The sequence below is a fragment of the Streptomyces sp. NPDC048185 genome (assembly GCF_043202495.1).
In the GTDB taxonomy this organism is placed as follows: Bacteria; Actinomycetota; Actinomycetes; order Streptomycetales; family Streptomycetaceae; genus Streptomyces.
Map to the genome: position 1 here is coordinate 308,897 of NZ_JBIDAN010000006.1, position 18,600 is coordinate 327,496.

Here is an 18,600-nt window from a genome sequence, read left to right on the forward strand (position 1 = left end):
CGGACCCCGCTCACCCGCCCTTCGTGCCGGTCTCCGTGGTGCCGAGCCAGCCGGCGAGCTTGCCGCCGTGGCCGACCGCGCGCAGCCGTGCCTCGGCCGCGTCCCGGACGGGGTCGGTGGCGACCACGAGGAGCTCGTCCCCGCGTCGCAGGCCCGTCGTCGGCAGCGGCACGAACGACGTGCCGCCCCGCACGACCAGCGTGACGGCGGATCCGGCCGGCAGCCGCAGTTCGCTGATCTCGACGCCGTGCATCCGGGAGCCCTCGGGGATGGTGACGGACAGCAGATGCCCGCGCAGCCGCTCCAGGGGCGCCGACTCGATGCCGAGGTCGGCGGCCTCGTCCCCCTTGCCCAGGCGCAGCTTGCGGGCCAGCCAGGGCAGGGTCGGGCCCTGGATCAGGGTGTAGACGACGACCAGGACGAAGACGATGTTGAAGATCCGGCGGCTGCCCTCGACGCCCTCCACCATGGGGATCGTGGCGAGGATGATGGGCACGGCGCCGCGCAGCCCGGCCCAGGACATCAGGGTCTGCTCCTGCCAGGGCACCCGGAAGGGCAGCTGGCACAGCACGACGCTCAGCGGCCGGGCCACCATGGTCAGCACCAGCCCGATCACCAGGGCGGGGACGACGTCGTCACCGAGTTCGTGCGGGGTGACCAGCAGGCCGAGCAGGACGAACATGCCGATCTGCGCGAGCCAGCCGAGCCCGTCGGCGAAGCCGCGGGTGGCGGGCCAGTGCGGCAGCCGGGCGTTGCCCATCACCATCGAGGCCAGGTAGACGGCGAGGAAGCCACTGCCGTGCGCCATGGCACCGGCCGCGTAGGCGGCGACGGCGATGGCCATGACGGCGATCGGGTACAGGCCGGAGGCGGGCAGCGCCACGTGCCGCAGTCCCCACGAGCCCAGCCAGCCCACCGCGAGGCCGATGGCGGCGCCGATGGCCAGCTCCAGGGCGATCTCGCCGAGCAGCACGTACCAGTGCTCGATCGGGCCGGCCGTGGAGAAGGCGACGACGAGGATGACCACCGGGGCGTCGTTGAAGCCCGACTCGGCCTCCAGGGTGCCCGTGATGCGTGCGGGCAGGGGGATCCTGCGCAGCACCGAGAAGACCGCCGCCGCGTCCGTGGACGACACCACCGCCCCGACGATCAGCGCCTGCCGCCACTCCAGCCCGGTCAGGTAGTGCGCGCCCGCGGCGGTCACGCCGACGCTCACCGCGACTCCGGCCAGCGCCAGCGCGGAGGCGGACGGGAGGACCGGCTTGATCTCCTTCCACTTCGTGCCCAGGCCGCCCTCGGCCAGGATCACGACGAGGGCCGCGTACCCGATGACCTGCACCAGTTCGGCGCTGTCGAACTGGATGTGGCCGATGCCGTCCTGGCCCATGGCGATGCCGATGGCCAAGTAGACGAGCAGGCTGGGGAGCCCGCTGCGCGAGGAGATCCGGACCGCCGCGACGGCGATGAGGAGGACGAGCGAGCAGACGAGCAGGAGCTGGTTGAGGTGGTGGACAGTCAGCGGCCGTTCCCTTCCCTGGCGCACGTCACCCACGCGCGTCGTGGTGTACCTCCAGCATGCGCGCGGGGGCGCGGTCGCTCCTGCGCACGCCACGAGGCGTGGGTGGGTGTGCGGACACAGCGCGCGTGAGCGCACGTACATGGCACACGAAGCCGCGGGAGTCCGCGGCCGACTACTTCGTTACCTTACCTAACTCTTGACGATTTCTTGACGCTCGGCTTGGCAAGATCGAACGCTCGTGCGCGCCGGTACCCGACTCCGCGTCAAGGGGGCGTGGGCCCTGCGCCTACAGTTGCTCCAGCGTTCAGTACAAAGCACAGCCCGCCCCTGCCGCTCGTGTTAGGACAGCAAGGACAGCGATGCCCCCCACCAACACCGCCTCTTCGGGTCAGCAGCCCGGCAAGTCCGGCAGGAAGAAGGGGCGCAAAGCACGCCTTCTCGTCCTCGTGCTGGTGCTGGCCATCATCGGCGGCCTCGCCTACGGGGCGTACTGGTCCATCAGCACCGTCCGTGCCTCCTTCCCGCAGACCAAGGGCTCCGTCACGCTGGAGGGCCTGGCGGGTCCGGTCGACGTCAAGCGCGACGGCTACGGCATCCCGCAGGTGTACGCCTCCTCCGAGGAGGACCTGTTCATGGCGCAGGGCTACGTCCAGGCGCAGGACCGGTTCTACGAGATGGACGTGCGCCGCCACATGACCTCCGGCCGCCTGTCGGAGATGTTCGGCAAGGGCCAGGTCGACAACGACGAGTTCCTGCGGACCCTGGGCTGGGAGCGGGTCGCGAAGCAGGAGTACGACGAGAAGCTGTCGGCCTCCACGAAGAAGTACCTCCAGGCGTACTCCAAGGGAGTCAACGCCTACCTGGCGGGCAAGGACGGCGCGGACCTCTCGCTGGAGTACGCGGCCCTCGGCTTCACCAACGACTACAAGCCGCAGGCCTGGACCCCGGTCGACTCCGTCGCCTGGCTGAAGGCGATGGCCTGGGACCTGCGCGGCAACATGCAGGACGAGGTCGACCGCGCCCTGATGACCAGCCGCCTCGGCCCCAAGCAGATCGCCGACCTGTACCCGGCGTACCCGTACGACCGGAACAAGGCCATCGTCCAGGAGGGCCAGTACGACGAGCTCACCGAGACGTTCGAGGGCGGCGGCGACGGCTCCGCGGACGGCACGGGCACGGGCAGCGGAACGGATGCCGGCACCTCCGGCACCGGTACGGGCACCGGAACCGGCAGCGGCAGCGCCCTCGAGAGCCAACTGGCGGGCCTGCAGAACGTCCTGGACGACCTGCCCACCGCCGTCGGCGTGAACGGCAACGGCATCGGCTCCAACTCCTGGGTCGTCTCCGGCGACCACACCATCACCGGCAAGCCGCTGCTGGCCAACGACCCGCACCTGTCGCCCTCGCTGCCCTCCGTCTGGTACCAGATGGGCCTGCACTGCCGCACCGTCTCCGCCACGTGCCAGTACGACGTCACCGGCTACACCTTCGCGGGCATGCCCGGCGTCGTCATCGGCCACAACCAGGACATCGCCTGGGGCCTGACCAACTCCGGCGTCGACGTCACCGACCTGTACCTGGAGAAGATCACCGGCGACGGCTACCAGTACGACGGCAAGGTCGTGCCCTTCGAGACCCGCGAGGAGACCATCAAGGTCGCCGGCGGCGAGCCGAAGAAGATCGTCGTCCGCGAGACCAACAACGGCCCCCTCCTCTCCGACCGCGACGACGAACTGGTGAAGGTCGGCAAGAAGGCCACCGTCGACTCCGCGGCGCCCGACCGCGCCGACGGCTACGGCGTCTCCCTGCGCTGGACGGCACTGGACGCGGGCACCACGATGGACGCCGTCTTCGCGATCGACCGGGCCAAGGACTGGGACAGCTTCCGCGAGGCCGCCGCCCTGTTCGACGTGCCCTCCCAGAACCTGGTCTACGCCGACACCGACGGCCACATCGGCTACACGCTGCCGGGCCGGATCCCGATCCGCGCCGAGGGCCACGACGGCTCCGTCCCGGCACCGGGCTGGAACTCCAAGTACCGCTGGACCGGCAAGTACATCGACGACGACGAGCTGCCCTACGAGTTCGACCCCGACCGCGGCTACATCGTCACCGCCAACCAGGCGGTCATCGACGAGGACGCGTACCCGTACACCCTGACCACGGACTGGGGCTACGGCACCCGCAGTCAGCGGATCACCGCCCTGATCGAGCAGAAGATCAAGGACGGCGGCAAGATCTCCACGGACGACATGCGGCAGATGCAGCTGGACAACAGCAGCGAGATGGCCAAGCTGCTCGTGCCCCAGCTGCTGAAGATCGACGTCGCCGACAAGGACGTGCGCGAGGCGCAGAAGCTGCTGGAGGGCTGGGACTACACCCAGGACGCCGACTCGGCCGCCGCCGCCTACTTCAACGCGGTCTGGCGCAACATCCTCAAGCTCGCCTTCGGCAACAAGCTGCCCAAGGAGCTGCGGGTCGAGGGCCAGTGCCTGTGGGTCGACCCGGTCAACAGCACCGGGCCCGCCGACGAGGTCAGCAAGGTCTACGAGTGCGGCCAGCGCGACTCCGGCCAGGCGCAGCCGGACGGCGGCGACCGCTGGTTCGAGGTCGTCCGCACGCTGATGGAGGACCCGAAGAGCGACTGGTGGACGACGCCCGCCAACGGCACCCGCAAGGGCGCCGACCACAACCGCGACGACCTGTTCAAGCGCGCCATGGTCGACGCCCGCTGGGAGCTGACGGCCAAGCTCGGCAAGGACATCGACTCCTGGAACTGGGGCCGGCTGCACCGCCTGTTCCTGAAGAACCAGACCCTCGGCACCGAGGGCCCCGGCTTCGTGAAGTACGCCCTGAACCGCGGCCCGTGGAAGCTCAGCGGCGGCGAGGCGGCGGTCAACGCCACCGGCTGGAACGCGGCCGGCGGCTACGGAGTCGTGTGGGTGCCGTCCATGCGGATGGTCGTCAACCTCGGCGACCTCGACAAGTCGCGGTGGATCAACCTCACCGGCGCCTCCGGACACGCCTACAGCGCCCACTACACCGACCAGACGGACAAGTGGGCCGACGGTGAGCTGCTGCCGTGGTCCTTCTCCGCGAAGGCGGTCGACAACAGCACGAGCGACACCCTGGTGCTCAAGCCGTAGCGCTGCCACCGCGAACAGAACGGCCTCCACGCACACGCGTGGAGGCCGTTCTGTTCGCGGTGAGACCGCGCGGGCGCGTCAGCGGAACCTGCGCACCCCCGACGGCGTCACCACCGCGTCCACCGGCCGGTCGTGCGGCTCCTCGGGGACGTGCGCCACGACCTCCCGGTCGTACAGCAGGACCAGCAGCGCGGGCCGCGCGCCCGCCCGCTCGAGGCGGGCGAGGACCCGGTCGTAGGACCCGCCGCCGCGGCCCAGCCGCATGCCGCGCTCGTCGACCGCCAGGCCAGGCAGCAGTACGACGTCGGCGGCGGTCACCGCGTCGGGACCGAGGCGTTCGCCGCCGGGTTCGTACAGCGCCATCCGGCCGCCGTGCCGCACGCGCGCGAGGGAGTCCTCCCCGGTGTAGACGCCCCAGTCGAGGTCGTTGTCCGGCAGCAGCGCCGGCAGCAGCACGCGCACCCCCCGCGCGCGCAGCGCCTCCAGCAGGGCGAGGGTGCCCGGCTCGGTGCCGACGGAGACGTACGCCGCGACGACGCCCGCCCCCGTGACCTCGGGCAGCGCGAGCGCCCGCCCGGCCAGCGCGTCCGCCGCCGCGCGCCGCTCGTCCGCCGTCAGACCGTCCCTCACCATGAGGAACTCCCGCCGCAGGGCCCGCTTGCCGAAGTCGTCACCATGTCCGCTGAGCGTCAAAAGTGGCTCCTGTCCCGTTCTCGTCTGCTCATATGAGCGCAGGTGGTCCGGAGTTGCGGATTCTCCCAAAGTCACCGGATATGGTGGCGGGCATGACTCAGTCCCACCCCAGGATCAGCAAGGCTGTCATCCCCGCAGCCGGACTTGGTACCCGGTTCCTGCCGGCCACCAAAGCCACTCCCAAGGAGATGCTGCCGGTCGTCGACAAGCCGGCGATCCAGTACGTGGTCGAAGAGGCCGTCTCCGCGGGTCTCGGCGACGTCCTCATGGTCACGGGCCGCAACAAGCGCCCGCTGGAGGACCACTTCGACCGCAACTACGAGCTGGAGTCCGCCCTCCAGAAGAAGGGCGACGCGAGCCGGCTGGCCAAGGTCCAGGAGTCCAGCGACCTGGCGATGATCCACTACGTCCGCCAGGGCGACCCCAAGGGCCTCGGCCACGCCGTGCTGTGCGCCGCGCCGCACGTCGGTGACGAGCCCTTCGCGGTCCTGCTCGGCGACGACCTGATCGACCCGCGCGACCCGTTGCTGCAGCGCATGATCGACGTGCAGGAGCAGTACGGCGGCAGCGTCATCGCCCTCATGGAGGTCGAGCCCGAGCAGATCCACCTCTACGGCTGTGCCGCCGTCGAGACCACCGAGGACGGCGACGTCGTCAAGGTGAGCGGACTGGTCGAGAAGCCCGATCCGGCCGACGCCCCCTCCAACTACGCCATCATCGGCCGCTACGTCCTCGACCCGAACATCTTCGACATACTGCGCAAGACCGAGCCCGGCCGCGGCGGTGAGATCCAGCTCACCGACGCCCTCCAGCAGCTCGCCGAGGACGAGAAGGTCGGCGGCCCCGTGCACGGCGTCGTCTTCAAGGGCCGCCGCTACGACACCGGTGACCGCGGCGACTACCTGCGGGCCATCGTCAGGCTCGCGTGCGAACGTGAGGACCTGGGCCCCGACTTCCGGACCTGGCTCCGCAGTTACGTAGCCGAGGAGATGTAACGACGTTGAGCAGCGCCGAGCCCCGTGAGACCGGCCACGACCACGCAGGAGCGGACTTCGGTCCGGACCGGCTGTGGTCGGTGCAGGACCACCTGGACGACATCCTCGCCACCGTCCGCCCGCTGGAGCCCATCGAGCTGAACCTGCTCGACGCCCAGGGGTGCGTCCTGGTCGACGACATCACGGTGCCGCTCTCGCTGCCGCCGTTCGACAACAGCTCCATGGACGGGTACGCGGTGCGGGTCGCCGACGTGGCCGGCGCGAGCGAGGAGTTCCCCGCCGTCCTGGAGGTCGTCGGCGACGTCGCCGCCGGCCAGGCCGACCCGCCGTCCGTGGGCCCCGGCCAGGCCGCCCGCATCATGACCGGCGCCCCGCTGCCGCCCGGCGCCGAGACCGTCGTCCCCGTCGAGTGGACGGACGGCGGCCTCGGCGAGGGCCCGGTCGCCGGGATGCGGGCCCGCAGCCTCGCCCCCGAGGGCGCCGAGGGCCAGGTCCACGTGTACCGGCCGGCCGAGGCGCGCGCGCACGTGCGCGCGGCGGGCAGCGACGTGAAGTCCGGAGACCGCGCCCTGGAGGCCGGCACGGTCCTCGGGCCGCCGCAGATCGCCCTGCTCGCGGCGATCGGGCGCGGCAGGGTCCGGGTGCACCCCCGCCCGCGCGTGGTGGTGCTGTCCACCGGCAGCGAACTCGTCCAGCCCGACGAGGGCCTGGCGCGCGGTCAGATCTACGACTCCAACAGCTTCGCCCTCACCGCCGCCGCCCGCGACGCCGGTGCCATCGCCTACCGCGTGGGCGCGGTCGCCGACGACGCCGAGACGCTGCGGAGCACCATCGAGGACCAGCTCGTGCGCGCCGACCTGATGGTCACCACCGGCGGGGTCAGCGTCGGGGCGTACGACGTCGTCAAGGAGGCGCTGGCACACGTCGCCGACGAGGACGAGCCGGGCAGCGGCGTGGAGTTCCGCAAGCTCGCCATGCAGCCCGGCAAGCCGCAGGGCTTCGGCTCCATCGGCCCCGACCACACCCCGCTGCTCGCCCTGCCCGGCAACCCGGTGTCGTCGTACGTCTCCTTCGAGCTGTTCGTCCGCCCCGCCATCCGCACCCTCATGGGCCTCGACGACGTCCACCGCCCGACCGTCACCGCGACCCTCACCGCCGACAAGGCGCTGAGCTCGCCCAGGGGCCGCCGGCAGTTCCTGCGCGGCACCTGCGCCGACGGATCGGTCACCCCGGTCGGCGGCGCCGGGTCCCACCTGGTCGCGGCCCTCGCGCAGGCCGACGCGCTGATCGTCGTCCCCGAGGACGTCGAATCGGTCGAGCCCGGCACCGAGGTCGAGGTGATCCTGCTCCGCTGACCCCGCCCGGTTGGCGGTACCGTGTCGCGCACAGCAGGCCCACGCGCCGCACCGCGCCGGGCCCGGACCGGGAGCGCCACACAGCATGAGCACGCAGGACCGACCCACGCAGGACGGCCAGGACACGCAAGGCCGGCTGACGCACATCGACGAGGCGGGCGCCGCCCGGATGGTCGACGTGTCCGCCAAGGACGTGACCGCGCGCACCGCACGCGCCAGCGGACGCGTCCTGGTCGCGCCCCGCGTGGTCGAGCTGCTGCGCGGCGAGGGCGTCCCCAAGGGCGACGCCCTGGCCACCGCCCGGATCGCGGGCATCATGGGCGCCAAACGCACCCCCGACCTGATCCCGCTGTGCCACCCCCTGGCGCTCTCCGGTGTGAAACTGGACCTGTCGGTCGCGGACGACGCCGTGGAGATCACCGCCACGGTGCGGACGACGGACCGCACGGGTGTCGAGATGGAGGCGCTCACCGCGGTCTCCGTCGCCGCGCTCACCGTGATCGACATGGTCAAGGCGGTCGACAAGGGAGCGGTCATCACGGACGTGCGCGTGGAGGAGAAGACGGGCGGCAAGTCGGGCGACTGGAGCCGGTCATGACGCCGGACGCGTCGGCGGGCGGCGCCCTGCCCGCGCCGTACCGTGCCCTGGTCGTCACCGCCTCCAACCGGGCCGCCGCCGGTGTCTACGAGGACCGGGGCGGCCCCCTGATCGCGGAGGGCCTCGGCCGCCTCGGCTTCGGCGTCGACGGACCGCGGGTCGTCCCCGACGGCGACCCGGTGGAGGCGGCCCTGCGCGCGGGCGTCGACGCGGGCTACGACGTGATCGTCACCACCGGCGGCACCGGCATCTCGCCCACCGACCGCACCCCCGAGGCGACCCGGGCGGTGCTCGACCACGAGGTCCCGGGCATCGCGGAGGCGATCCGGGCGTACGGCCGCGACAAGGTGCCCACGGCGGCGCTCTCCCGCGGCCTCGCCGGGGTGGCGGGCAGGACGCTGATCGTCAACCTGCCGGGTTCCACCGGCGGCGTGAAGGACGGCCTCGCGGTGCTGGAGCCCCTGCTGAAGCACGCCGTGGACCAGCTCCGCGGCGGTGACCACCCCGGAAACACAGGCAGTGGGGGTGCGAGCTGAACGGCCCGTCCTGGCCCGTCGAGCTGGTGGACGGCGACATCGTCCTCCGGCCCATAAAGCTGCGCGACCAGCGGGCGTGGCGCGAGGTCAACCGCCGCAACCGCGACTGGCTGCGCCCCTGGGAGGCGACCATTCCGCCGCCCGGGCCCGGCGGGCCGCTCGCGCAGCGGCCGACGTACCGCCAGATGGTCCGCCACCTACGGTCGGAGGCGAACGCGGGCCGGATGCTGCCCTTCGTCATCGAGTACCAGGGGCGGCTGGTCGGGCAGCTGACGGTGGCCGGGATCACCTGGGGCTCGATGTGCTCCGGCCACGTCGGTTACTGGGTGGACGAGGCGGTGGCCGGGCGCGGGGTGATGCCCACGGCCGTCGCGATGGCAGTGGACCACTGTTTCCGCACCGTCGGCCTGCACCGCGTCGAGGTCTGCATTCGCCCGGAGAACGGGCCCAGCCGCCGGGTCGTGGAGAAACTCGGATTCCGTGAGGAGGGGCTCAGGCCCCGTTATCTCCACATCGACGGTGGATGGCGCGACCATCTCGTGTTCGCGCTCACCGCGGAAGAAGTACCGGACGGGTTGCTGCGGCGCTGGCACCGGTCACGGGACCGGAGCCCGCGCCGCAGTCCGGGAAATCCGGCCCGGCCGAGCACCGGAATTGAATAAACGTTCGAAATTGATCGGGTGGCGACCATGCCGGAGCGGTAATTCGCGATCCTGGCAGTCGGCTGGTCGCATCGGTCGCAAAAAAAGTTCGAAATATCAGCCTGATCGTGCGACACACCGGCCCAATTGGCGGATGGCCCCACGCAAACCCCTCTACCGTGTGAGTCGTGAGCAGCAGCGGCCTCATCTACGCAGTCATCGTCGGGGCCTGGGCCGCCTACTTGGTGCCGATGTGGCTCCGTAGGCAGGACGAGCTGAACGAGGCCCGTCCGACGGAACGCTTCAGCACCGCCATCCGGCTGCTGTCCGGACGGGCGGGCATGGAGCGCCGGTACGCCAAGGACCTGCAGTCGCGCTCCGCCGACGAGGCGGAGCCCGACGCCGACGCCCCGGACGCCGTCACCGACTCGGTGGACGTCCGGGCCTTCGCCGTGTCCAAGACCCGCCGGCACACCCGGCAGGTCCCCCAGCACACCGAGGAGCGGCCCGCGTCGGCCCGTGCCGAGACGGAGGGCCGCGCCGACCGCGACCGGTCCGCACAGGCTCCCGAGCCCGACGCCGCACCGGTCCGCAAGCGGGTGCCCGCCCCCCGGCCGGGTTCACCGGCGGCCGCCCGCGCCCGGCGCACCAAGGTGCTCGCCCGGCGCCGGCGTACGACGGTGATGCTCTTCCTGGCCTTCACGCTCGGCTCGGTCGTCGCCGCGGTCGGCGGACTGGCGTTCCTGTGGGCGCCCGGCGTGCCCGCGGTGCTGCTCAGCGCCTACATCGCCCACCTGCGCTCCCAGGAACGCCGCCGGTTCGCCTTCCACATGGACCGCCGCCAGGCCGAGGCCGCCGCCCAGCGGCTGCGCGACCGCCAGCCGCGCCGGCGCGCCCCCGCCGACGTCACCGGCGACCCCGACGCCGCGGAGCCGGACGACGCACCCGACACCGAATCCGACCCCGGGCTCTCCGCGCTCGCCGCGGACCGCCGGGCGCTGGTGGAGCAGACCGACCACGCCGAATGGGTCGACCAGCAGCGCGAACGGCAGCGGCGGCCCGGTCAGGGCGACAGCTGGGACCCCGTGCCGGTCCCCCTGCCCACCTACGTCACCGCACCGGTCGCCCCCCGCGCCACACCCGACGTGGACCTCGCGGCGCCCGACGCGTGGAGCTCGGCCCGCTCCAGCGCCGTCACCCCGGACCGGGCGGACCAGCGGGACGAAGAGACCCGGCCGGCACCCGACCGCCCGGCCGACGACGCCGAGGAGCGGCCCGAGGCCCCCGGCCGCAGCGGCGTCCGCCGCGCCGTGTCCGCCCGCCGCGCCCGGGAGCGGGGCCGGACACCGCTGTTCGACCAGTACGAGGACGGCGACCGCCCCCGCGCGGCCAACGAGTAACGCGCCCGCACCCCGCCCCGCCCGGTCGCGGGGGAGCGATTTTTGAGCAGACCGATCGGGGTGCTAAAGTTTCACTCGTTGCAAGGGCCTGTGGCGCAGTCCGGTAGCGCACCTCGTTCGCATCGAGGGGGCCAGGGGTTCAAATCCCCTCAGGTCCACGCACATTGACGAAGGTCCCGTCCGATCATCACGATCGGACGGGACCTTCGTCGTTACCGGACCCCGGCCCGCGCCGCCAGGATCTTCGATACGCATTCGTGATCATGTACAGCACAACCATGTGCGCTTCCCGCAGGTCTCCTGTGCGCGGTGTCACACCGTGGCACCTTCTTGTCGTCCGGGGAACGGAAGAAGCACACCATGAGACCAAGCTCCCTGTACTCGCCGTGGGCGCGTGCGGCAGTGGCCGGGGCGGCGGCCGCCGGGCTCGCCGCGGCCGGACTGGCCGGCGTCGCCCACGCAGCCGACGGCCAGGCGCCGCTGCCCGTCACCATCACCGGCACGGACAGGGTGGACCTGGCGCTCGACGGCGCCGAGACCGAGCCCGGGGAGCCGCAGATCGAACTCGGGCTCACCGGCCCGGGCGAGTACGACCCGGACAGCGGCACGGACCCGGAGCCGGTCCCCAACAACGGCTACCGGATCACCATCGACGCCACCGCACTCAAGGGCTTCGCCAAGGTCGGCCTGCCGAGCTCGTGCGACGTGGACGGCCTGATCGCCGTCTGCCAGTCGAGCAGCCTCTACCCGGGGGACGTCTACAACCCGTACTGGAGCGTCCGGCTCGACCTGCTGGACTCCGCCGCGGCCGGCGACCACGGCACGGTCAAGGTCACCGGCGAGGGCGAGGGCCTGCAGTTCAACGAGCACACCGTCGACGTGCTCGTCGGCGGACCCGAACTGCTCCAGAAGAAGCTTCCCGCCGAACCCGCGGGTTTCGAGGCCGGCGACACCTACACGGCCCCCCTCGGCTTCCGCAACGTGGGCGCCATGCCCGCCCACGGCGTCGTGCTCCGCCTCGCCGGCACCCGTGGCATCTCCTTCCCCGAGTCGTACGACAACTGCACGTACGCCGAGGAGAACAAGGACAACCTGATCCGCTACCGCCACGTCGCCCTGTGCACCTTCGAGGGCGACTTCACGCCCGGCACGGCCTACGCGCTGAGCGAGCCGATCGCCGCCAAGACCGCGGACTTCGCGCTCGGCGACATCTTCAGCTACGGCTTCGACGCGATCGGCACCGAGGGGGCCGACGCGCTGCGGGCGGACGCCGGTCACCGGCAGGGCACCGGCAGAACGCTCGCCCTCGAGCCGGTCGGGGGCGGACAGAGCGGCGACTACACCAAGTACGCCGAGATCGACCTGGCCACCAAGAACACCTACGACCTCGACCTCACCGGGGCACGCGTCGCGGGCGAACAGGGCCAGACCGTCACCGTCGACGTCGGCCTGAGCAACCACGGGCCCGCCTGGGTCGGGTCGCTGCGCGCGGGCGGCGAGCCGATCGGCTTCACCGTGCAGATCCCCGAGGGCGCCACCGTCGTCGAGAGCCCCTGCCGGCCCAAGAGCGGCGGGACGACCTCCGAGTACCTCTGCTTCGCAGGCACCCCCTTCCTGGAGAACGACGCGCGGACCTTCCCCTTCAAGCTGCGCATCGACAAGGTCGTCCCGGGCGCCAAGGGCAAGATCTACCTGCCCGACTTCGAGAACCCGTGGGAGGGCGACCCGTCCAACGACACCGGCTGGATCGTGCTCAACGGCACGGGTGACGAGGAGACGCCGGGCGACACGGGCGGCACCACCGGCGGCTCGGACTCCACGGGCGGCACCGGCACCACCGGTGGCTCCCCGGCCACGGGCGGCACCGGGACGGCCGGCGGTTCGGACACCGCCGGCGGCAGCACCGGCGGCACGTCCACCACCGGGACCACCGGCGGCACGGGCGGCGGCCAGTCGCCCCAGGGCGGTCAGGGCGGCCTGCTGGCCTCCACCGGCTCCACGGCCCTGCTGGGCTCGGCCGCGGCGGCCCTCGCGCTCGCGGCGGGCGGCGTCCTGTACGCCGTCTCGCGCCGCCGCAGGGCGGACGGCACGGCCTGACGACCCCCTGGGCCTAGGGGGCCTGGAGAGCCTTCGCGTAGCAGAGGCTCTCCTCGTGGAAGCGGTAGTAGCCGAACTTCTCGCAGGGCTCGTAGCCGCTGGAGAGGTACAGGGCCACGGCCTCCGGCTGCTTGGTGCCGGTCTCCAGGACCATGCGGGCCCGTCCGGCGGCGCGGGCGTCCTCCTCCAGGGCGGCCAGGATGCGGCGGGCCAGCCCCCGGCCGCGCACCTGCTCGATCACGAACATCCGCTTGAGCTCGGCGTCCCCGTCCCGGTTGCCCTCGCCGTTGGCGTCCTGACGGCGCCAGCCGCCGGAGGCGACCGGGACGTCGTTCTCGTCGTACGCGACCAGGTAGAGGCCGTTCGGCGGCGCGAAGTCCGCGGCGTCGAGGTGCGTGGCGTCGCCGCCGTCGCCGTAGCGGAGGTCGTACTCGGCCTGGACCTCGTCGTTCAGCTTCACGGCGTCGGGGTGGTCGAAGGGGACCCGGCGTATGTTCATGCTTCCTACCGTATATCGATGCGCAATCCGGAGAGGGACATCGTCCAGTGTGCCGGTATCGTGCCCTGGTGCTGACCGTGACCTCCGTGAATGTGAACGGTCTGCGTGCCGCCGCGAAGAAGGGCTTCGTGGAATGGCTCGCGGACACCTCCGCCGACGTGCTGTGCCTCCAGGAGGTGCGGGCCGAGCCCCAGCAGCTCCCCGAGCACGTGCGCACCCCTGACGGCTGGCACGTGACGCACGCCCCCGCCGCCGCCAAGGGCCGCGCCGGCGTCTCCCTCTACACGCGCCGCGAGCCCGACCGCGTGCAGGTCGGCTTCGGCTCGTCGGAGTTCGACACCAGCGGCCGGTACGTCGAGGCCGACCTGCCGGGTGTGACGGTCGCCTCCCTCTACCTGCCCTCCGGCGAGGTCGGCACGGAGCGCCAGGAGGAGAAGGTCCGCTTCATGGGCGAGTTCCTCGCCTACCTCAAGGACCTGCGCGAACGTGCCGCCGCGGAGGGGCGCGAGGTCGTGGTCTGCGGCGACTGGAACATCGCGCACCGGCAGGCCGACCTGAAGAACTGGCGCGGCAACACCAAGAACTCCGGCTTCCTCCCGGAGGAGCGGGAGTGGCTGAGCCGCGTCCTCGACCCGGCGGACGGCGGCTACGTCGACGTGGTCCGCGCCCTGCACCCGGACACCGAGGGCCCGTACTCGTGGTGGTCGTACCGGGGGCGGGCCTTCGACAACGACGCGGGATGGAGGATCGACCTCCAGGCGGCCACCCCCGGGCTGGCCTCCCGGGCCGTCAAGGGGTACGTCGAGCGGGCCGCCACGCACGCCGAGCGCTGGTCGGACCACGCGCCGGTGACCGTCGTCTACGAGCGCTGATCCTCGCCGGACCCCTTGCGCAGCCGGCGGTCCAGGGCCAGGGAGAGTTCCGCCTCCACCACGCTGCGGGCCAGGGGGCGCAGGCGGTGGAGGTCCTGTTCCGGGGCGTGGCGGAGGATCAGGTCGGCGAAGAGTTCGGCGAGGGCGTCGGCGTGGTCGCGGACGCGTTTGCCGGCGTCGAGGACCGCGGCGAGCGGTATGCCCTCGCGGACCAGCGCGGAGGAGACGTCCAGCAGGCGGTTGCTGATGTGGACGAGTTCGTCGCCGTCGGTGCCGAGGTAGCCCAGTTCCATCGCGGCGGCCAGGTTCTCCGGGGTGACCTCGCCCTCGAAGCGGGCGGCGAGTTCCTCGGGGGTGAGGCGGACCGGGGTCTCCTCGGTGGGTTCGCCGATGCCGAGCAGGTCGCCGACGTCGCGGCCGTGGTCGAAGGCGTCGGCGAGTTCGGCGATGCCGCTGAGGGTGTGGCCGCGTTCCAGGAGGGCGGCGATGGTGCGCAGGCGGGCCAGGTGGTGGTCGTCGTACCAGGCGATGCGGCCCTCGCGGCGGGGCGGCGGGATCAGTTTGCGTTCGCGGTAGAAGCGCAGGGTGCGCACCGTGATGCCGGCCAGCCGGGCCAGTTCCTCCATGCGGTACTCGCGCGGGCCATCGGGTCGTCCAGCGTCTCCAGCGTCTTCTGCCACGCCGGAAAGCCTATGTCGTACCGTCGGTAACTTTCCTTGTCGCGCCCCCTACCCATCAGTACGGAGCTGTTCTACTCTCCCCATTGCGCCAGTGTTCACTGGCAGAGTTCTAGGCGACGCGTGGAGGCTTCGGGATGGCCGAGCACGAGCAGGTTCACGAACACGTGCGGGTGGCGGTGATCGGGTCGGGCTTCGGCGGGCTGGGGGCCGCCGTGCGGCTGCGCCGCGAGGGGATCACCGACTTCGTCGTCCTCGAGAGGTCCGACAGCGTCGGCGGCACCTGGCGGGACAACAGCTACCCGGGGTGCGCCTGTGACGTGCCGTCCCACCTGTACTCGTTCTCCTTCGCGCCCAATCCCGACTGGCCGCGCACCTTCTCGGGGCAGCGGCACATCCGGGCCTACCTGGATCACGTGGCCGACACCTTCGGGCTGCGCCCCCACCTCCGCTTCGGCTCGGAGGTGAAGCGGATGGCGTGGGACACCGAACAGCTGCGGTGGGAGATCGAGACGGCGAGCGGCAACCTGACCGCCGACGTCGTCGTCTCCGCGACCGGCCCGCTGTCCGACCCCAAGGTGCCGGACGTCCCCGGCCTCGACACCTTCCCCGGCAAGGTCTTCCACTCGGCCCGCTGGGACCACGACTACGACCTCACCGGCAAGCGGGTCGCCATGATCGGCACCGGCGCCTCCGCCATCCAGATCGTGCCGTCCATCCAGCCGCAGGTCGGCCGCCTCACCCTCTTCCAGCGCACCCCGGCCTGGGTGATGCCCCGCATGGACCGGCCGATCAGCGGCGCCGAACGCGCCCTGCACCGGGCGCTGCCGGTCACCACCAAGCTGCGCCGCGGCCTGCTGTGGGGCATCCGGGAGCTCCAGGTGCAGGCCTTCACCAAGCACCCCGACGAGCTGGGCTTCGTCGAGAAGATCGCCAAGCGCAACATGGCCGCCGCCGTCAAGGACCCGGCCCTGCGCGCCAAGCTGACCCCCGACTACCGCATCGGCTGCAAGCGGATCCTGCTGTCGAGCACGTACTACCCGGCGCTCGCCCGGCCCAATGTGGACGTGGTCGCGAGCGGGCTCAGCGAGGTGCGCGGCAACACCCTCGTCGGTGCCGACGGCAGCGAGGCCGAGGTCGACGCGATCATCTTCGGCACCGGCTTCCACGTCACCGACATGCCCATCGCGGAGCGGGTCGTGGGCGCGGACGGGCGGACCCTCGCCGAGACCTGGAAGGGCGGCATGGAGGCCCTGCGCGGCGCCACCGCGGCCGGGTTCCCCAACTTCATGACGGTCATCGGGCCCAACACCGGCCTCGGCAACTCGTCCATGATCCTGATGATCGAGTCGCAGCTGAACTACATGGCCGACTACCTGCGCCAGCTGAACGTCCTCGGCGGCAAGGTCGCCCTGGACGCCCGCTCCACCGCCGTGCGGGGCTGGAACCACCGGGTGCAGGAGCGCATGAAGCGCACGGTGTGGAACACGGGCGGCTGCACCAGCTGGTACTTGGACCCGAGCGGCCGCAACACCACCATCTGGCCCGGCACGACCGCCGAGTTCCGGCGCGCGACACGGCAGGTGGACCTCGCCGAGTACGAGGTGCTGCGTGCCCCGGCCGCCCGGAAGACCCCGGCCGCCGAGAGCGCCGAGAGCGCGGAGGTGGGCGCGTGAGCCGCCTCCCGCACGTCGCCTCCGGCCCCTACGCCCCGCCCGTCGCGTCCCGCGTGCTGGACGTCACTTCCGCCGACGGCGCCCGGCTGCACGTCGAGGTGCACGGCCCCGAGGACGCGCCCGCCGTCGTCCTCTCCCACGGCTGGACCTGCTCGACCGCCTTCTGGGCGGCGCAGATCCGCGCCCTGTCCGCCGACCACCGGGTCATCGCCTACGACCAGCGCGGCCACGGCCGCAGTCCGGCGAGCCGGGTGTGCGGCACCGACGCCCTCGCCGACGACCTCGAAGCCGTGCTGAAGGCCACGCTCGCGCCGGGCGAACAGGCCGTGATCGCCGGGCACTCCATGGGCGGGATGACCGTGCTGGCCGCCGCCGCGCGGCCGGCGCTGCACGAGCACGCCGCGGCCGTCCTGCTGTGCAGCACGGGCAGTTCACGGCTGGTGGCGTCCGCGACCGTGCTGCCGTTGCGGGAGGGCCGGGTGCGCACCTGGCTGACCCGGCGCGTCCTCGGCTCCCGGGCCCCGCTCGGACCGGTCACGCCGCTCGCGCTGCGGATCCTCAAGTACGGAACGATGGGCCCGGGTTCGGCCGCGCCCATGGTCGAGGCGTGCGCCCGCATCGTGCACGCCTGCGCGCGCGGAGCGCGCCACGCCTGGTCGCAGGTGCTCGACCTGCTCGACCTCGACCACGGGGTACGGCAGTTGACGATGCCGGTCGAGGTGGTCGTCGGGACCGCGGACCGGCTGACCCCGCCCGTGCACGCCCGCGCGCTGGCCGCCGAGCTGCCCCACTGCGTCGGACTGACGGAGCTTCCGGGGCTCGGGCACATGACGCCGGTGGAGGCGCCGGAGCTGGTCACCGGGAAGATCCGCGCGCTCGTCGCCGCACACATGTCCGCCGCGTCCGCGCCGAAGGCGGACGCCGTACACGCCGAGGAGAGCGCATGAGCAGGGTGAGCCTGGAAGGACGCGTCGCCGTCGTGACCGGGGCGGCGCGTGGCGTCGGGGAGCTGCTGGCCCGCAAGCTCTCCGCGCGCGGGGTGAAGGTGGCCCTGGTCGGGCTGGAGCCGGACGGGCTCAAGCAGGTCGCGGCGCGGCTGCACACCGAGAGCGAGGTCTGGCACGCCGACGTCACCGACCACGAGGTGATGGCCCGGGTCGCCGGTGAGGTCAGGGAGCGGTTCGGCAAGGTCGACATCGTGGTCGCCAACGCCGGTGTGGCCACCGGCGGTCCGTTCGCCGACTCCGACCCGGAGTCCTGGCGGCGGGTCATCGAGGTCAACCTGATCGGCTCGGCGGTGACGGCCCGCGCCTTCCTGCCGGCGCTGGTGGAGAGCCGCGGCTACCTGCTCCAGATCGCGTCCCTGGCCGCCATCACGCCCGCGCCGATGATGACGGCCTACTGCGCTTCCAAGTCCGGTGTGGAGGCGTACGCGCACAGCCTGCGCGCCGAGGTCGGCCACCGGGGCGTGAAGGTCGGCGTCGGCTACCTGTCCTGGACCGACACCGACATGGTGCGCGGCGCCGACCAGGACGACGTCATGCGGGAGCTGCGGCAGCGGCTGCCGTGGCCGTCGAACAAGACGTATCCGCTGGGCCCGGCGGTGGACCGGCTCGTGGAGGGCGTCGAGCGGCGGTCGAGCCACGTCTACGGGCAGTGGTGGCTGCGCGGCATGCAGGGCGTGCGCGGGTACCTGCCGGCGGTCATCGGCACCGTCGGCCAGCGCGAGATGCGGCGCTTCGCGGACCGGCTGAACGGCATGCGCACGGGGCTGGTCGGGGCGGGGGGAGCGGCCGACGAACAGCACCGGACGGCCTCGGCTACGGAACGTCACTGATCGACATGCGCAGGGTCACCGCCCGTGTGAATCTGATCGGGCCCGGCCGATCCGGCCGG

The 18,600-nt window shown here is 72.2% G+C and carries 16 protein-coding genes and 1 tRNA gene; 13 read left to right on the top strand and 4 right to left on the bottom strand.

Going from position 1 to position 18,600, the window contains the following annotated elements; genetic code table 11:
• Window positions 1-10: 10 nt before the first annotated feature.
• Window positions 11-1,660 (bottom strand): potassium/proton antiporter, encoded by a 1,650-nt coding sequence (locus tag ACGF3H_RS20105; protein WP_393816515.1) that lies wholly within the window; start codon window positions 1,658-1,660, stop codon window positions 11-13.
• A 218-nt stretch (window positions 1,661-1,878) separates the two neighbouring features.
• Between ACGF3H_RS20105 and ACGF3H_RS20110 the strand changes: the two genes are divergently transcribed.
• Window positions 1,879-4,665, top strand: coding sequence for a penicillin acylase family protein (locus ACGF3H_RS20110; protein ID WP_362500092.1), 2,787 nt, complete (start codon window positions 1,879-1,881; stop codon window positions 4,663-4,665).
• A 78-nt stretch (window positions 4,666-4,743) separates the two neighbouring features.
• On the opposite strand, the gene ACGF3H_RS20115 is transcribed toward ACGF3H_RS20110, so the two are convergent.
• A complete protein-coding gene (locus ACGF3H_RS20115; RefSeq protein ID WP_393816520.1) occupies window positions 4,744-5,298 on the bottom strand; it encodes a 5-formyltetrahydrofolate cyclo-ligase in 555 nt (184 codons plus the stop codon).
• Between the two features lie 152 nt (window positions 5,299-5,450).
• Between ACGF3H_RS20115 and galU the strand changes: the two genes are divergently transcribed.
• The 8 genes from galU to ACGF3H_RS20155 all read left to right on the top strand — a co-directional run bounded on the left by galU (window position 5,451) and on the right by ACGF3H_RS20155 (window position 12,980).
• Window positions 5,451-6,353, top strand: coding sequence for a UTP--glucose-1-phosphate uridylyltransferase GalU (gene galU / locus ACGF3H_RS20120; RefSeq protein WP_362500090.1), 903 nt, complete (start codon window positions 5,451-5,453; stop codon window positions 6,351-6,353).
• A 5-nt stretch (window positions 6,354-6,358) separates the two neighbouring features.
• Window positions 6,359-7,708 (top strand): gephyrin-like molybdotransferase Glp, encoded by a 1,350-nt coding sequence (gene glp / locus ACGF3H_RS20125; protein WP_393816516.1) that lies wholly within the window; start codon window positions 6,359-6,361, stop codon window positions 7,706-7,708.
• Window positions 7,709-7,793: 85 nt separating this feature from the next.
• The gene (gene moaC, locus ACGF3H_RS20130; RefSeq protein ID WP_189233221.1) at window positions 7,794-8,306 is read left to right on the top strand and encodes a cyclic pyranopterin monophosphate synthase MoaC; all 513 of its coding nucleotides are present in this window, start codon (window positions 7,794-7,796) and stop codon (window positions 8,304-8,306) included.
• Complete coding sequence (locus tag ACGF3H_RS20135; protein ID WP_362500089.1) at window positions 8,303-8,842, top strand: MogA/MoaB family molybdenum cofactor biosynthesis protein; 540 nt, start codon at window positions 8,303-8,305, stop codon at window positions 8,840-8,842. Before moaC ends, ACGF3H_RS20135 begins: the two co-directional genes overlap by 4 nt.
• Window positions 8,839-9,504, top strand: a complete 666-nt coding sequence (locus tag ACGF3H_RS20140) for a GNAT family N-acetyltransferase (protein WP_393586902.1) — start codon at window positions 8,839-8,841, stop codon at window positions 9,502-9,504. The genes ACGF3H_RS20135 and ACGF3H_RS20140 overlap by 4 nt, the downstream gene beginning before the upstream one ends.
• Before the next feature lie 167 nt (window positions 9,505-9,671).
• Window positions 9,672-10,883, top strand: a complete 1,212-nt coding sequence (glpR, locus tag ACGF3H_RS20145; RefSeq protein WP_362500088.1) for a gephyrin-like molybdotransferase receptor GlpR — start codon at window positions 9,672-9,674, stop codon at window positions 10,881-10,883.
• A gap of 84 nt (window positions 10,884-10,967) precedes the next feature.
• Window positions 10,968-11,041 (top strand) — tRNA-Ala (locus ACGF3H_RS20150).
• 202 nt (window positions 11,042-11,243) lie between these two features.
• Entirely contained in the window at window positions 11,244-12,980 is a 1,737-nt protein-coding gene (locus ACGF3H_RS20155) for a hypothetical protein (protein ID WP_362500087.1), read from the top strand.
• A gap of 13 nt (window positions 12,981-12,993) precedes the next feature.
• On the opposite strand, the gene ACGF3H_RS20160 is transcribed toward ACGF3H_RS20155, so the two are convergent.
• Window positions 12,994-13,479 carry a GNAT family N-acetyltransferase gene (locus ACGF3H_RS20160; protein WP_362500086.1) on the bottom strand — a complete coding sequence of 162 codons (486 nt, stop codon included), beginning with the start codon at window positions 13,477-13,479 and terminating at the stop codon, window positions 12,994-12,996.
• A gap of 68 nt (window positions 13,480-13,547) precedes the next feature.
• On the opposite strand from ACGF3H_RS20160, the gene ACGF3H_RS20165 reads away from it, so the two are divergent.
• Complete coding sequence (locus ACGF3H_RS20165; protein ID WP_362500085.1) at window positions 13,548-14,351, top strand: exodeoxyribonuclease III; 804 nt, start codon at window positions 13,548-13,550, stop codon at window positions 14,349-14,351.
• Here ACGF3H_RS20165 and ACGF3H_RS20170 read toward each other — a convergent pair.
• Window positions 14,339-14,977, bottom strand: a complete 639-nt coding sequence (locus tag ACGF3H_RS20170; RefSeq protein ID WP_362500100.1) for a MerR family transcriptional regulator — start codon at window positions 14,975-14,977, stop codon at window positions 14,339-14,341. The genes ACGF3H_RS20165 and ACGF3H_RS20170 overlap by 13 nt on opposite strands.
• Window positions 14,978-15,165: 188 nt before the next feature.
• Between ACGF3H_RS20170 and ACGF3H_RS20175 the strand changes: the two genes are divergently transcribed.
• The 3 genes from ACGF3H_RS20175 to ACGF3H_RS20185 are packed head-to-tail and all read left to right on the top strand — an operon-like array spanning window position 15,166 to window position 18,541.
• Window positions 15,166-16,704: an NAD(P)/FAD-dependent oxidoreductase gene (locus ACGF3H_RS20175; protein ID WP_362500084.1), complete on the top strand. Its 1,539-nt coding sequence runs from the start codon at window positions 15,166-15,168 to the stop codon at window positions 16,702-16,704.
• The gene (locus ACGF3H_RS20180) at window positions 16,701-17,651 is read left to right on the top strand and encodes an alpha/beta hydrolase (RefSeq protein ID WP_362500083.1); all 951 of its coding nucleotides are present in this window, start codon (window positions 16,701-16,703) and stop codon (window positions 17,649-17,651) included. Before ACGF3H_RS20175 ends, ACGF3H_RS20180 begins: the two co-directional genes overlap by 4 nt.
• Entirely contained in the window at window positions 17,648-18,541 is an 894-nt protein-coding gene (locus ACGF3H_RS20185) for an SDR family oxidoreductase (RefSeq protein ID WP_362500082.1), read from the top strand. The genes ACGF3H_RS20180 and ACGF3H_RS20185 overlap by 4 nt, the downstream gene beginning before the upstream one ends.
• The last annotated feature ends 59 nt before the right edge of the window (window positions 18,542-18,600 follow it).

What these genes read in the sequence shown, in the direction of transcription:
- ACGF3H_RS20170 (WP_362500100.1), bottom strand. Translation starts at nt 14,977, where the DNA reads ATGGAGGAACTGGCCCGGCTGGCCGGCATCACGGTGCGCACCCTGCGC.
- moaC (WP_189233221.1), top strand. Translation starts at nt 7,794, where the DNA reads ATGAGCACGCAGGACCGACCCACGCAGGACGGCCAGGACACGCAAGGC.
- galU (WP_362500090.1), top strand. Translation starts at nt 5,451, where the DNA reads ATGACTCAGTCCCACCCCAGGATCAGCAAGGCTGTCATCCCCGCAGCC.
- ACGF3H_RS20155 (WP_362500087.1), top strand. Translation starts at nt 11,244, where the DNA reads ATGAGACCAAGCTCCCTGTACTCGCCGTGGGCGCGTGCGGCAGTGGCC.
- ACGF3H_RS20160 (WP_362500086.1), bottom strand. Translation starts at nt 13,479, where the DNA reads ATGAACATACGCCGGGTCCCCTTCGACCACCCCGACGCCGTGAAGCTG.
- ACGF3H_RS20135 (WP_362500089.1), top strand. Translation starts at nt 8,303, where the DNA reads ATGACGCCGGACGCGTCGGCGGGCGGCGCCCTGCCCGCGCCGTACCGT.
- ACGF3H_RS20185 (WP_362500082.1), top strand. Translation starts at nt 17,648, where the DNA reads ATGAGCAGGGTGAGCCTGGAAGGACGCGTCGCCGTCGTGACCGGGGCG.
- ACGF3H_RS20105 (WP_393816515.1), bottom strand. Translation starts at nt 1,660, where the DNA reads ATGTACGTGCGCTCACGCGCGCTGTGTCCGCACACCCACCCACGCCTC.
- ACGF3H_RS20110 (WP_362500092.1), top strand. Translation starts at nt 1,879, where the DNA reads ATGCCCCCCACCAACACCGCCTCTTCGGGTCAGCAGCCCGGCAAGTCC.
- ACGF3H_RS20115 (WP_393816520.1), bottom strand. Translation starts at nt 5,298, where the DNA reads ATGGTGAGGGACGGTCTGACGGCGGACGAGCGGCGCGCGGCGGCGGAC.
- ACGF3H_RS20175 (WP_362500084.1), top strand. Translation starts at nt 15,166, where the DNA reads ATGGCCGAGCACGAGCAGGTTCACGAACACGTGCGGGTGGCGGTGATC.